This is a genomic window from Prevotella sp. DNF00663 (genome assembly GCF_001553265.1).
Taxonomy (GTDB): Bacteria; Bacteroidota; Bacteroidia; order Bacteroidales; family Bacteroidaceae; genus Prevotella.
The window spans coordinates 9,456-23,695 of sequence record NZ_KQ960672.1 but is presented as its reverse complement, the minus strand read 5'-3'; the positions used below and the strand labels follow the sequence as shown (position 1 = coordinate 23,695).

Here is a 14,240-nt window from a genome sequence, read left to right as displayed (position 1 = left end):
AAAGAGAGTATATCAATTTTGACACACCCTCTGGGGAGAGGCCTCTGTTGGGTTGTGGGGGAGTCTTTCAGACTCAACATTGTGAGGTGCCATTTACCGTAAGATTAAAGGCTTACGGTTATTCATAGGGTTGTCCTTCGGACAATAAGGGATTCTTTTTTATCGCGGGGCTTTAGGCCTACGGGATAGAACGATGCCAAAAACAAGTTCCATTCCGCTCTTCTTCCTTCAGGGAAGATACTTAGATGAGGGATGAGGGAATAGAGATTCAAGATGATAAGAAACTTTTGATGAATCTACTGAGGCTTCCTTATCTTTTATGTATGCGCTCTTTGATACGGCGAACTATGTCGGTCTTCTGCTGTAATATGCGCCATGAAAAGGTGGCACTGATGAGGAAGAGGACGAATCCCGCTGTCCAATAGGCCGTACCTTGGGTGTTAATCACCACGACATAAGCACATAGCGCTACGAGGATGTGGAAAATGGTGTAGCCAATGTTGCTTCGACTCATGCGATAACCATAACGATGGTAGGCCATCATATTTGAAACAATGGAGTCAATCATACCTGCCAAGAGGATTCCGAAGCCGGCTCCGGTGAGTCCCCAATGGGTGAATCCAAAGCAAACGACACCGATGATGGCTGTAGCGGAGAGTCCTTCTATAATTAAATAGGTGGAAGAGTCGCCACGAGAGAGTGGTATATAGCAGAGCGGGAGGGTGATAGCTCGTAGATACATGGCTAAGATTGCCGGCTGTACCATGCTAAGTGCCGGTAAGAACTTACCACTATAGAGAAGTGGAAGAATGATGGGCATGCCTACAAGAAATATAATAAGAAGTGGCGCAAGCATGAGTAGCGAGACCTCTATCTGTCGGTTGATAAGCCGGTTTTGCTGTATGATGTCGTTACCAATGGCCGATAAGCGCGGAAAATAGTCGGTTTCCAAGGCTGTAAATACGATTCCGGCATAGGTCATAGTCATCATGAAACCTGCATTATACAGTCCTACATCATCAAGATTGCCGTGGGTATTGAGGAAAAGGCGGATGATAAACTCTGCTCCGCTGCCCATCATAGCCGACAACATGAAAGCGATACCGAGTCGGATGGTACTGTTGGCTTGTGATAGAAAATCTTTGTGGAGTGATAAATGAAGCGGATGGTAGCGGTAAGAGTAGCCGATGGTGAGCAACATTTGGCCTAAGGCTATCAACAGAAGTGACGGGATGATGGCCGACAGCTGCCAAGCTAGGAATAAAGGAACAGAGATGATGAGTGCCAAGACCACTTGGAAGAGCGAGATAAAGGCTAGTGGGCGGAGACGGCGTGTACCTTTGAGAACAGCCAGTTCGCCTCCCGTGATGGTCGATAATGCCACGATGGGGGCGAGAAGCATGAAGTGTAGTGTGTGGTTTCCCCAGTTGAAAGTCCACGAATTGAGCACCGGACTGAGGACAACGCATAGTATCATGCCCACGATGCCGGTGATGATGCTCCATGAACGAATCAGTTTGATGTAGTGGTCGAGTTCTTCTTGGTTACCATGTTCGTAGGCATAGGATATTTTCCGAATCCCACTGACCGGCAAACCTAGTTGACTAGCATCGCCAAGTAGACGGATGGTGGAGTTGAACAGAGACATGAGGCCCACGCCATTTGGGCCGAGAATCATTGCCACCAACTTGGTACGGATGATTCCTACCAAGATGCTTATCCCTTGCATACCACCGAATAAGCCGGTATATTTGAGGATGTGGGTGTAGTTGTCTGTCTGTTCTTGTTCTTTCATGCAATGATGTCTCCATATTGAAGGAAACAAAAAAAGAGGTAAGAGACGGATGGATGTTCCTGTCTTTTACCTCTTCTTGTATACGTTTGAAGTTTTTAATCTTGCTCAATCCATCCTGATGCCTGCTTTGCTTCGCTGGCTCTGTAAGATGGTATTACCTGCCCGGCTCTGTAGATGCCTACGAGTGTGATGTCGAAGACAAGCGTGGAGTAGGCCGGAATGGTAGAGTTGGCGCTCTTACCATAGCCCAATTGGTAAGGAATGTAAACAGTCCAACGGTCTCCAAGATGCATGTGCATGAGCGCAGTAGCAAATCCGTCAACTGTTCCGGAGACTAACATCTTGGCCGGAACCATGGTCTTGAGATCGTAATCGTAACCACGTACCCATGATTGATCGAAGATATAACCGTCTTTATAACTCGTTGACGGCAGCAAGCGTCCTTGATAATGTATGCGGACTGAGTCGGTGTAAAGGGGCGAAACCGTCCCTGTGCCACTCTTTTGTACCTTGACTACAATGTGGTCGATGGCGTCGTTGTGCACATTATCGGCAAACGCATAACTCTTAAATACCTTCCAAGAAGCGTCACCTGTTGCTGCTGCATCCTTTGCTTTTTGATAGATGGTGTTGAAATAAGTCGTATTGGTGGTTTCCCAATTAGGGAACTCGTCCACCTTATTGTCGTCTCCCTCTTTGCAAGATGTAAGTCCGAAGACCACAGCAAGCAATAATAGCACTGTATAGTCGGCCAGTTTTCTCATTTCCATAGGTTTACTGAAGTTTCTTGAGAACGCTTGTGATGCTCACACGATCCTCAATGATGTTGCGCAACTCGGCGATGTCGACGCGCTCCTGAGCCATAGTATCGCGGAAACGCAACGTCACTTTGTTGTCGTTTAACGTATCGTGGTCTACCGTAACGCAGAAAGGCGTACCGATAGCATCTTGTCTACGATAGCGTTTACCGATTGAATCTTTCTCTTCGTAGTGTGTGTTGAAGTGGAATTTCAGTTGGTCTACTATCTCACGAGCTTTCTCTGGGAGTCCGTCCTTCTTCACTAATGGGAGCACAGCGCATTTGATTGGCGCCAAAGCTTCGGGCAAACGAAGAACTACGCGAGTCTCTCCATTCTCCAATTTCTCTTCTGTATAGCTGTGACACATGACGCTTAAGAACATACGGTCAACACCGATTGAGGTCTCAACAACGTAAGGTACATAGCTTTCATTGGTTTCCGGATCGAAGTATTTAATCTGTCGGCCGGAGAATTTCTCATGTTGTGAGAGGTCGAAATTGGTGCGTGAGTGGATTCCTTCCACCTCCTTGAAGCCGAAAGGCATCTTAAATTCAATGTCGGTAGCGGCATTAGCGTAGTGCGCCAACTTCTCATGGTCGTGATAACGGTAGTTCTCATTGCCCATATTGAGACCCTCATGCCATGCCAAACGAGCCTTCTTCCAATATTCAAACCACTTTATTTCGGTACCCGGTTGGCAGAAGAATTGCATCTCCATCTGCTCGAATTCGCGCATACGGAATACGAATTGGCGTGCCACAATCTCATTACGGAAAGCTTTACCAATCTGTGCGATACCGAAAGGAAGCTTCATACGGCCGGTCTTCTGAACATTCAGATAGTTCACAAAGATACCTTGTGCGGTTTCAGGACGCAGATATATCTTGTTGGCAGCGTCTGAGAGAGAGCCCATTTCGGTAGAGAACATCAAGTTAAACTGGCGTACATCCGTCCAGTTCTTTGTGCCTGAGATGGGGTCTACAATCTCTTCGTCGAGTATTATCTGCTTGAGTTCCTCTAAATCTGGGCCTTGCATAGCCTTCGTATAGCGTTCGTGAAGGGCGTCATGTTTTTGTTGATGCTCCAGAACTCGGGGATTTGTCTCGCGGAATTTAGCTTCGTCGAAGCTGTCGCCAAAACGTTTGCGAGCCTTAGCTATCTCTTTTTCAATTTTTTCTTCGTATTTTCCCAACTGGTCTTCGATGAGATTGTCGGCGCGGTAACGCTTCTTGGAGTCGCGATTATCAATCAATGGATCGTTGAAAGCATCCACGTGACCGCTCGCTTTCCATATTGTTGGGTGCATGAAGATGGAAGAATCGATACCTACGATATTCTCGTGGAGCAACACCATGCTCTTCCACCAATACTCTTTGATATTGTTTTTCAGCTCAACACCGTTCTGTCCGTAATCGTAGACAGCTGCGAGGCCATCGTAAATATCACTACTTGGGAAGACAAACCCGTATTCCTTACAATGGGAAACTATCTTCTTGAAAACATCTTCTTGTGCCATGATTTATCTTTTGTTTACCTTTTTAACTCGGCAAAGGTACACAATATTTCTGACAGACTGTCTATTAAAAATGCAAAAACTTCATAAAGAACATGGCTTTACAGGCTTTATGCTTACCTTTGTAAGAAACTATCAGACGATGCAAATACTTTTATCATGCGCCAAGGACATGACTTCCGAGCGATTATACGATAGCCGAAAAGGTACGATACCGATGTTTCAACAACAGGCTGAGGCCATAGCTACGCAGATGATGAGCTACAGTGCCGAAGAATTAGGGGCTATGTTGAAAATCAATCATCAGCTAGCTGCACTCAATAAGCATCGCTATACCACATTTTTAGAGCCTGAACCGAAGATGGAAACTATCTTCTCGTACACTGGAATAGCCTATAAATATCTGCAAGCAGGTAGCTTTTCTGATGTGGAATTAGCATATGCGCAGGGGCATTTGTGGATAACATCGTTCTTATACGGTCTGTTGCGTCCCCTCGATATGATTAAGAACTACCGTTTGGAAGGCTCTGTCTACTTGGGAGAGAATGGTGGTCAGCGCATGTTTGACTATTGGAAACCGCTCTTGACAGACGTATTGATAGACTCAGTGAAGCAAGATGATGGCGTGTTATTGAATGTGGCAAGTGCTGAAATGAAGCATCTTTTTGACTGGAAGCGTGTTAAACGTGAGGTGAAAGTGATAGAACCGGAGTTCATGGTGGATAAGAATGGCAAGTTGAAGAGCATCGTCGTGTATTGCAAAATGTGTCGTGGAGCCATGGCTAATGATGTGATTAGGCATCAAATCAAAGATCCCGATCAACTCAAAAACTTTGAATTTGAAGGCTTTTCATATCGTTATGATTCAGAAGATGGACTTCATCCGCTCTTTGTCATGGAGGGATAATGGTCTTAGATGTTTCTTAGAGGATGATAAGTGTACTTTTGTGTGCGGACACACGTACTTGATTTATGTCAAGAATTAAACGGTATAATGAAAAAGACAAGTTTGTTTTGAGATGTAATTTTGCGATACCATATATCTTTGCATCATCAAAATTGAACGAAATTAGCGTGCGAAAAGTTAATAGATAATAAGATAATAAAGAATGTAAATCTCAATACGGTATCTAGTTTAAGGTAAGAAGATGGGATAATAAGTACGCAAGTAACAAGAGAAATTTGAGAGATTGATGTGCCACGAGGCACGAATAAAAGAAAGCAATAGAAATGAAAGGGGAAAGAGGTGATTTCTGTTAGATACAGGAATCACCTCTTTTCTGTTATCGGCAAAGTAAGTTTAGCCATTTTAATGGACACTATATTTTGGTAAGCGATAGGATTATACTAATTTTGCACATACAATATTGATATATGTTTAGCAGCAAACAAACCGACGCCTTGTTGGAACGAATTCGTCTGGGAGCCACGATGACGAATCGCGAGAAGCTCAATCTCATTGTCGAATTGAGTATTCCGTCTATCTTGTCACAGATTACTTCGGTACTGATGTTCTTCATTGATGCCTCAATGGTGGGACAGCTCGGTGCTCGTCCGTCTGCTGCTATCGGCTTGGTAGAGAGTACTACATGGTTGTTAGGGGCTTTTACGTATGCTTCTTCCATGGGGTTCTCCGTGCAAGTGGCTCACTTTATCGGTGCCAACGACTTCGACAAGGCGCGTCAGGTGTTCCGTCATGGACTGATATGTACCTTCTTCTTGAGTCTGTTTGTAGCTTTTTGCGGTTTCTTGGTGCATAAACCATTACCGTATTGGTTGGGTGGTGGTGCCGACATAGCGCATGAAGCATCGCTCTATTTCTTGATTTATGCGCTGGCCATGCCCTTTTTCCAGCTTGGCAACTTGTCCGGAGCAATGCTTAAGAGTTCTGGAAATATGCGTGTACCTAGTGTCGTCAATGTGGCCATGTGTGTGCTTGACGTGCTTTTCAACTATATTTTTATCTTCCGGTTTGGTCTCGGTGTCGTCGGCGCCGCTATCGGAACGGCTCTCGCTATCATGTGCGGTGCGTTCTCACAAGCCTATTTTGCCATCTTCCGGAGTAAGATATTGGCACTCCGACTAGATACAGCTCCATTCCGTTGGGTATGGGATTATGTACGTAATGCAGTGAAGATAGGCGCTCCAATGGCTGCTCAATCTATCTTGATGAGTACGGCTCAGATAGTCAGCACCATCATTGTGGCACCTCTAGGCAACTTTGCCATTGCGGCCAATACCTTTGCCATCACGGCCGAAAGCCTTTGTTATATGCCCGGTTACGGTATTGCCGATGCGGCGACCACGCTTGTGGGGCAGAGCAAAGGAGCCGGTCGACTCGACCTTTGTCGTAATTTCGCTTATATGACAGTGGCTCTTGGCATGGCAGTCATGGCCTTTATGGGTGTTATCATGTATATTTTTGCGCCCGAAATGATTGGTGTGCTTACCCCCGTTGAGGCCATTCGTGAACTAGGTATACAATCTCTTCGCATCGAAGCCTTTGCAGAACCGTTCTTTGCTGCAGCCATTGTGGCCTACAGTGTATGTGTGGGAGCTGGCGATACTTTGCGTCCTGCACTCATCAACTTGGGCAGTATGTGGTGCTTACGTCTTACCACAGCAGCTTTATTGGCACCTCATTATGGCCTGAAAGGGGTTTGGACAGCTATGGCAGCGGAACTTACGTTCCGTGGTTGCATGTTCCTTTGGCGTTTGTATCGCGGTAAATGGCTGCAAGCCAAGTTAGGTTAAGGGAACAACTCAAGCCCTTTCCGACTCAAGAACTCCCTCAATAACTCATTAATTCAGAAACAGAACAACTCAAAAACTCACTCCAACATTTCCTCCAACCGCTCCACTGCCGATGAAAGGTCGGCATCAAAGCAGGTATGGTCTAGCAGATATGAATCATTTCCATTGGCCAATAGCGCGTACAAGTCCTTGTTCATGTCAGCCACGTACGAACCAATAGCATATTCTATATCGTCTTTTTGCCAATCGAGTGTGGAGTATTGATACACACGATACTTCTGATGGAAGAAGCTGTAAGCCGATTCTATACTGTCTTTTGTAATCATATAAGTCGATGTTTGTGGTTTACCAAAATCGCTTCTCAGTCTCCGAATATTGGAAACCGGCCTTTGCCATGCGTGCCTCCAAGTCTTTTCTGCCTATGTTGAAATGGTAACATATCTGGTCAAGATTGTCAAATTCTTCGTCGCGCAACAGGAAGTTGATGGCCGAAACAAGCATCGGTATGTCGTTTTGTGGTAGGTGGTCCATGTGTATAAAGAGTATTTAAGTTTCGCAGCGATGCTCAACTTTGGAGTGATCGGGAGTTAAATGCCTATCTGGCATTGGAGTTATAGAGGGAGTTAACAGATGAATGTTTGTTGATTTCATATCTTGATGATTGTTGTATGAAAGATTATCGCTTCATCGGTGTTGCATTGGAGCGCAGCAAAAACCTACGGAGATAAGGCAAAGACCAATTCGTGTTTGATAAGACTCCCTCAAGTTTGCCAATTGTATAACAGATTGTGCGTGGGCAGTCTTGCCAGACTGGATACCCCGAATATTATAAACCGGAGACTATCTTCGCTATCGCTTGATAGTCCCCAGCTATTTATAGGCAGTCCTTCGGACTGGCATTGATATACATTTACTTATATGTTATAAGTAGATTTTACATCTCTATTTTGCTTTAACACTGCTACTTATTGATTGAAAATGTTGTTCTTAAATCGTAGCAATGTTTTACTACATTATCCGTAGATAATGTTTCCTTCTTCATCTTTGTACTCGTCGGCGATACCTTTCTCGTAGGCTGTCATGGCACGCAGGCTCATACCCATGCTAGAGAAGCCACCATCGTGGAAGAGGTTCTGCATAGTTACCTTACGAGTGAGATCGGAGAACATCACAATACAGTAGTCGGCGCACTCATCGGCCGTGGCATTGCCTAGTGGCGACATGCGGTTAGCGAAGTCGTACAGACGATCCATACCTTTGATACCGGCACCGGCTGTGGTCATTGTGGGCGATTGTGAGATGGTGTTCACACGTACGTTGTGCTCACGGCCATAGATATAACCGAAGCTACGAGCGATAGATTCGAGCAAAGCTTTGGCATCTGCCATGTCGTTATAACCCAAGAATGTGCGCTGTGCAGCCACGTAGGTGAGGGCAACAACAGAACCGTATTCTGCAATCGCATTTAATTTCTTGGCAGCCTGAATCATCTTATGAAATGAAATGGCTGATATGTCGAGTGTCTGTCCGAGCATCTTGTAGTCTAGATCGTCGTAAGTTCTCTTCTTACGCACATTGGGCGACATACCGATAGAGTGGAGTACGAAGTCCACCGGACCACCGAGAACTTCCATAGCTCTCTTGAATACGTTTTCAAGGTCTTCCACATTGGTAGCGTCGGCAGCAATGACTTCTGCGCCAGTTTGCTTGGCCAATGCGGCAACTTCTCCCATACGGATAGCCATAGGAGTGTTGGACAGCACAATCTGTGCGCCCTCTTCTACTGCCTTTACGGCAACCTTCCAAGCAATCGATTTGTCGTTCAGTGCCCCGAAAACAATACCCTTTTTACCTTTTAAAAGATTGTAACTCATCGTTTTATTTGTTTCTATATAATAATTTGAGAATGCAAAGGTATGTGTTTTTTGTTGATAAGCCAACCGAATTGTCCTATTTCTTACCCGTTTTTGCACAGATAGGGCTGTGTTGTGCATATTATAGAGGCGTGAGTTCATGAGTTTTTCATTCCCAACTCGTCACTTGTCAACTCCATAACTTATCACTTGTCAACTCGTCTACTTGTTAACTGGTTGGCTGCAAGGGCGTGGCAACATCGCTGTCTAGGCTTTGCAGCAATGCTGAATGGGCTAGGCAGTAACGCTGACAAGGCGCTGCAACAGCCCCACCCCGTCCCTCCCCAAAAGGGGAGTGAGGATATATAGAGTTGACAAGTATACAAGTAATGAGTAGAAAGAAAGCACCTGTTACGCCAACAGCGACTATTAGGTCGATGACCGGTGGTTTCCCAAAAGGGGAAGGAGGGTATATAGAGTTGATAAGTAGACGAGTTTAGAGTTCAGTTTATAAGTTTCTAAGTTCATAAGTTTTGAATTGTGGGGATTATTCTATTTTATGTAGGTACGCGACATGTTATATACTTACTGTTCAAAAAATCACGGTGATATGAAAAAATATTGAGAAAAAATTGCAAGAAAGTCTAAAATGAAATGCATTTGCAGCGTGCTATTATAGTAGTACACTAAGGTTGGTTTAAAAATACGGGTATGATAGAAATTCAAAACATGACGTTTGGCTATAGCAAGAAGGTAGAACCGGTGTTCGACGACTTCTCGCTTTCTTTGCCGGAAAACCGCATCTACGGTCTATTGGGTAAAAATGGGATGGGTAAGAGTACGTTGCTCAATCTTGTTTGCGGTTTGTTGCGTCCGCAGCAAGGACGTGTGTATATTGACTGTATGGACGTAAATGCACGTCGAGTGGAGATGTTGCAGGATGTGTATATCGTCCCCGAAACATTTGAAATGCCACGGATGAGTATGATGAAGTGTATTGAGATGCACCGTGACTTTTATCCTCGGTTTTCCGACGAGGTGTTAATCAAGTGCTTGTCGGAGTTTGAATTGCCCGAAGTGAAACGGTTGAACGAACTCTCTATGGGACAAAAGAAGAAAGTATATATGTGTTTGGCATTGGCTTCGGGAACTCGGTTGCTGGTAATGGACGAACCTACCAACGGCTTGGATATACCTTCGAAGAGTCTCTTCCGCAAGATTATAGCCAACAACATGACCGAAGAGCGCACCATGATTATCTCTACTCATCAAGTACACGATGTGGAGTCGCTGCTCGACCATATCTTACTGCTTGACCATTCACAACTCTTGCTCAATGCTTCAGTGGGGGAACTGACCGATAGATACACTTTCGGCTATCGCCGACAGAGCGAGATGGACGATACAGTTATTTACGCAGAACCGGCATTGCAAGGCAATGCTGTGATGTGTCACCGTCAAACAGGCGATAAAGATACGCTCTTGAACTTGGAATTACTGTTCAATGCAATGGTGAATCAAGCAAATTTTACCAATCTGGAAAACCAAGAACACAATTAAATGGAGGAAATATGATGGAAACATTTAACATACGTAGATTTGGGAAACTATTGAAGTGGCGCATATACACTGGCTGCTTACGCTATTGGCCGGGACTCTTAGGCGCAGTATTGGGTGCCGCATTCTTATATATGATAATCCCACTCCTTCATATAGAAGATATGCAAATGTCTGTGACCAAGTTTTTAGGAGGTATTGTGGCTACGTTTTTGAGAATAGTATTCGTTATTTCCGGCATGGGAATCATGCTGGGGATGTGTAAGCCACATGAGTTGGTATCAGAGTTGATGTTACCTGCTTCTTTTCTAGAGAAGTTTTTGTCGCGTTACCTCTTTGGATTGTTGTCTTTCTTTGCACTATTTTTAGGTGTTTGGATGTGTACAGAATTATTCTACTATATATTGCACTTGATAGTCTCTATTGATTCGTATAGCATGATAACTCCTTATGTTTGGCGTGATATATGTGCGAATCAAGACTTCTTTACTTGTCGAGATTTATGGATTCATACCGTCTTTTTGGTGACGATGGTAGTGTTCCGCAGGGTGGGACCATTGGTGACTGTTGTCGTATGTGGAATGGTCTTGGGTGGTATGGAATATTATCTTACCTATCAAACAAAAGAAGCCGTGAATTCTCACGGCTTCTTTTGTTTATATATATGTATTTATACCAATACCGGAACGACGAATTTAGCCAAACAATAGCCTCCACCAATGAGCCAAAGATAAAGAATGGCTGCTAATACGAAGGGTTTAAAACCGGCTTTCTTAAACTTCTCGATGCTCGTTTCGGCACCAAGTGCGGTCATGGCCATGGTCAGAAGGAACGTATCAAAAGTGTTGATAAAGTTCACTAGAGATTCGGGCAAGAGGTCGAAAGAGTTGAACCCGATAACGGCTAAAAATAGAATGGCAAACCAAGGAATGGTGATTTTGCCGCGCTTATTATCGCTTGCATTTTGTCTGGTAGCACGTGCTACGCTGTAACTAATGACTAATAGTACCGGTACAAGCATCATGACACGGATCATTTTGACGATGATGGCTACGTCGGAAACTTCTTTACCCATGGCATTGCCGGCACCAACGACGTGTGCAACTTCGTGAATGGAAGAACCGGCAAAAATACCCATGGCCTCAGGAGATAACTCAAATATGCCGCTACGATACAATATAGGATAGAGGAACATGGAGAGTGTGCCGAAGATAACGACCGTGGCAACGGCCACAGCCGTCTTATATGGTTTGATTTTAATGGCCGACTCGGCACCTAATACAGCGGCGGCTCCACAGATACCACTGCCAACCGATGTGAGCAAAGCGATGCCTCGGTCCATGTGGAGCAGTCGTCCGATGAGTATACCACCGCATACCGTGACCGTCACCATGATGGCATCGATGGCGATGGCAGGTAATCCTACGGCTGTAACATCCTGAAAAGTGAGTCGGAAACCGTAAAGGATGATACCGATACGGAGGATTCGTTTAGAACAGAAAGCGATACCGGGAACCCATGTTTCGGGCAGATTATTGCGGAGACTGTTGGCATAGAGCATACCTAAAATGATACCGACAATCATCGGACTGAATGAAATCTGCTTGACGAATGACATGTCGCCGATGTAGAATGCGGCGCAAGCGAAGAGTGTTATCAGTAGCACTCCGTGGAGCATACTGCTCCTTGATGATGATAATTGCATAAAAAGAGGCCGCTCTCTATCTCTTGATATGAAAGAAAGAGGGTAGAGCGGAGTTATTGATTGGTGGTATATTATTAATAATCGTTACTCTCGTATCTTGAGTAGAGAGATGGGGGTAAACGTTTACCCAAGTATTTGCTTGGCGTGTTCCTTTACCTTGATTTCTTTGGGAGTGAAGATACGTTCTACGATTCCCTCTTCGTTGATGATAAAGGTGGTACGGAATGTACCAAAATATTTACGACCATACATGCTCTTCTCACCCCATACGCCGAAAGCTTCATTCAATGTCTTCTCGGTATCTGCGATGAGTGGGAAGGGCAACTCATTTTTATCGATGAATTTCTGGTGAGACTTCTCATCCTGAACGCTTACACCTACGACTGCATAGCCAGCTTTGCGAAGTTCGGAGTAGTTGTCGCGTAGATTGCAAGCCTCTGTAGTGCAACCCGATGTACTGTCCTTTGGATAGAAATATAATACCAGCTTTTGTCCTTTGAAGTCGCTCAATTTAATCTCGTTACCTTTTTCGTCGCGTCCCAATACTTCGGGTGCCTTATTTCCTACTTCCATAGTTAAATGTGTTTAGTTGTTGTTTATTGGCGGAAATATGGTGCACACGAACACAATGAAAACCTTTTTTCAAATTGTCGAGTGCAGTATTTCAGCTACAAAGGTAATGAAAATAAGGGATAAAGGGTATATAGTTAGCGTTAAACTCGTATATTATCGACAAAATTAATGTGAAATAATTGTTTTGTATCCTCGTTCTTTTATATCTTTATTCTACATCAAACCACAACTCGGATTTACGCTTTGGAATTTCTTGTAAGGTAAAAAACTTTAGTAAGATTTCACCTCAGTGAAAAGTAACACACTTTTGTACTGACTTTTACAAATTAAGTCGTAAAGTTCTCGTATTAATATCATATCATGTTCCATAAATTCCTATTCTTTGAATGGTCTATAATACATTCGTTTTATACCACACAGCAGCCTGAGCCATCACGTCCTTCAGATCCTCTATTATCTGCTCATAGTTACTCTGAGTGACATTGATGTGTCGCTCTGGATGTTGGCCGTCATGGTCGCCCGAAGCGAGGTGTATGATACAAAATGTGCGATCGGTGTCGTGAGTGGCTACCATGCCGCGCTCCTTGAGCTTTTCCACTACCTGGTTGAACTTATCAGGAGTGGTCGGTATCACCTGCAATACACTCCAGGGATAATCCTTTGCAGTGAGGAGTGTTTGCCCTTCCTGCTGACTGAGCAGGAAGGAATGTAATTTATTTGATGTTTTCATTATATCTTTGTTTTATCGTTGAACACCGTTTAGTGTTACTTTCCCTAATTCGTAATCCCATTCTATTGTCTGGTCGCACCAGTCGAAATTGAAAGTATATCCAATTTGACCATAAGAACAAAAGACTGGCATAACAGTGCATCTATCGCACCAGAAAGAGCCTCTTTGCATTATGCGAGTAGCATTCACCACACCGCGCTGTATTGCAAACAGAAGACGCTTAACGGCTGTTTCAGTTGGTACGTTGCGAAGGCTTTTGTCTATTTCATCGCTCAACTTTCCAAGAAACTTATCCACATCTTCACCATCTTCTACTAACTGACGTGCTGACAAGTTGCACACAGAAGGACGTTCTTTTTTAGCGTCGAGCCACATACCCACATACTCATCCACATCAAAGTCTTCATAATAATCGCTCAATGCTTCAGCAAATGTTTCGTTAGGGTTTTCTTTGTCGAACCAGAGTGAAACAATCTGGTCGCCATCGTGAAGGCTGTAAAATTCCAGCTCTACACAATATCTGCCACTCTCTTCATCAACAGAGCCGTAAGTGACATAATTCTTTTTAAGAGGAAAACAGGCGCATTAATCAGCCTGTTTCGTTGTCTTATATCTTTATTCTACATCAAACCACAACTTCAAGGTCGTAACGCCCGCACCAAGTCCGTTGTCTTATATCTTTATTCTACATCAAACCACAACTACCTAATAGGCAGGCATTCGGGTTCGAGTGTTGTCTTATATCTTTATTCTACATCAAACCACAACTCACTACTAGTTTGATTAATCTCGCCTTTAGTTGTCTTATATCTTTATTCTACATCAAACCACAACAACAGGATACTTCTTCGTTCAAACAACCTAGTTGTCTTATATCTTTATTCTACATCAAACCACAACGTGTAATGTATTCCTCTTCCGTGAATACGGTTGTCTTATATCTTTATTCTACATCAAACC

At 44.1% G+C, this 14,240-nt stretch carries 14 protein-coding genes and 1 CRISPR repeat array; of the genes, 4 read left to right on the top strand and 10 right to left on the bottom strand.

Annotated elements, in window-relative coordinates:
* Positions 1-310: 310 nt before the first annotated feature.
* The 3 genes from HMPREF3034_RS12130 to HMPREF3034_RS12120 form a co-directional block, all read right to left on the bottom strand.
* On the bottom strand, positions 311-1,795 hold the full coding sequence (locus tag HMPREF3034_RS12130; RefSeq protein WP_062435857.1) for an oligosaccharide flippase family protein: 1,485 nt from the start codon (positions 1,793-1,795) through the stop codon (positions 311-313).
* Between the two features lie 95 nt (positions 1,796-1,890).
* The gene (locus HMPREF3034_RS12125) at positions 1,891-2,565 is read right to left on the bottom strand and encodes an FKBP-type peptidyl-prolyl cis-trans isomerase (protein ID WP_231725683.1); all 675 of its coding nucleotides are present in this window, start codon (positions 2,563-2,565) and stop codon (positions 1,891-1,893) included.
* 4 nt (positions 2,566-2,569) lie between these two features.
* Positions 2,570-4,111 (bottom strand): glycine--tRNA ligase, encoded by a 1,542-nt coding sequence (locus tag HMPREF3034_RS12120; RefSeq protein ID WP_036899758.1) that lies wholly within the window; start codon positions 4,109-4,111, stop codon positions 2,570-2,572.
* Positions 4,112-4,181: 70 nt separating this feature from the next.
* Here HMPREF3034_RS12120 and HMPREF3034_RS12115 point away from each other — a divergent pair, with 70 nt between their 5' ends.
* Both HMPREF3034_RS12115 and HMPREF3034_RS12110 read left to right on the top strand, forming a co-directional pair.
* The gene (locus tag HMPREF3034_RS12115) at positions 4,182-5,015 is read left to right on the top strand and encodes a YaaA family protein (protein ID WP_369796382.1); all 834 of its coding nucleotides are present in this window, start codon (positions 4,182-4,184) and stop codon (positions 5,013-5,015) included.
* A 467-nt stretch (positions 5,016-5,482) separates the two neighbouring features.
* On the top strand, positions 5,483-6,862 hold the full coding sequence (locus HMPREF3034_RS12110; RefSeq protein WP_062435851.1) for an MATE family efflux transporter: 1,380 nt from the start codon (positions 5,483-5,485) through the stop codon (positions 6,860-6,862).
* A 77-nt stretch (positions 6,863-6,939) separates the two neighbouring features.
* On the opposite strand, the gene HMPREF3034_RS12105 is transcribed toward HMPREF3034_RS12110, so the two are convergent.
* The 3 genes from HMPREF3034_RS12105 to HMPREF3034_RS12095 form a co-directional block, all read right to left on the bottom strand.
* The gene (locus HMPREF3034_RS12105; RefSeq protein WP_036900659.1) at positions 6,940-7,188 is read right to left on the bottom strand and encodes a hypothetical protein; all 249 of its coding nucleotides are present in this window, start codon (positions 7,186-7,188) and stop codon (positions 6,940-6,942) included.
* A gap of 19 nt (positions 7,189-7,207) precedes the next feature.
* On the bottom strand, positions 7,208-7,393 hold the full coding sequence (locus tag HMPREF3034_RS12100; protein ID WP_036900662.1) for a DUF4250 domain-containing protein: 186 nt from the start codon (positions 7,391-7,393) through the stop codon (positions 7,208-7,210).
* A gap of 482 nt (positions 7,394-7,875) precedes the next feature.
* Complete coding sequence (locus HMPREF3034_RS12095) at positions 7,876-8,736, bottom strand: enoyl-ACP reductase FabI (protein ID WP_036900665.1); 861 nt, start codon at positions 8,734-8,736, stop codon at positions 7,876-7,878.
* 690 nt (positions 8,737-9,426) lie between these two features.
* On the opposite strand from HMPREF3034_RS12095, the gene HMPREF3034_RS12090 reads away from it, so the two are divergent.
* On the top strand, positions 9,427-10,275 hold the full coding sequence (locus HMPREF3034_RS12090; protein WP_062435848.1) for an ATP-binding cassette domain-containing protein: 849 nt from the start codon (positions 9,427-9,429) through the stop codon (positions 10,273-10,275).
* A gap of 11 nt (positions 10,276-10,286) precedes the next feature.
* A complete protein-coding gene (locus tag HMPREF3034_RS12085) occupies positions 10,287-10,982 on the top strand; it encodes a hypothetical protein (RefSeq protein ID WP_062435845.1) in 696 nt (231 codons plus the stop codon).
* Here HMPREF3034_RS12085 and HMPREF3034_RS12080 read toward each other — a convergent pair.
* From HMPREF3034_RS12080 to HMPREF3034_RS12065, 4 genes are all read right to left on the bottom strand, one after another.
* Positions 10,943-11,977: a YeiH family protein gene (locus HMPREF3034_RS12080; RefSeq protein WP_082721784.1), complete on the bottom strand. Its 1,035-nt coding sequence runs from the start codon at positions 11,975-11,977 to the stop codon at positions 10,943-10,945. The genes HMPREF3034_RS12085 and HMPREF3034_RS12080 overlap by 40 nt on opposite strands.
* A gap of 123 nt (positions 11,978-12,100) precedes the next feature.
* A complete protein-coding gene (gene bcp / locus HMPREF3034_RS12075; protein WP_036900677.1) occupies positions 12,101-12,550 on the bottom strand; it encodes a thioredoxin-dependent thiol peroxidase in 450 nt (149 codons plus the stop codon).
* A 391-nt stretch (positions 12,551-12,941) separates the two neighbouring features.
* On the bottom strand, positions 12,942-13,184 hold the full coding sequence (locus HMPREF3034_RS12070) for a hypothetical protein (protein ID WP_036900679.1): 243 nt from the start codon (positions 13,182-13,184) through the stop codon (positions 12,942-12,944).
* Between the two features lie 108 nt (positions 13,185-13,292).
* Entirely contained in the window at positions 13,293-13,700 is a 408-nt protein-coding gene (locus HMPREF3034_RS12065) for a hypothetical protein (protein ID WP_036900682.1), read from the bottom strand.
* A 181-nt stretch (positions 13,701-13,881) separates the two neighbouring features.
* Positions 13,882-14,240: direct repeats of the CRISPR family, unit length 31 nt; unit sequence GTTGTCTTATATCTTTATTCTACATCAAACC.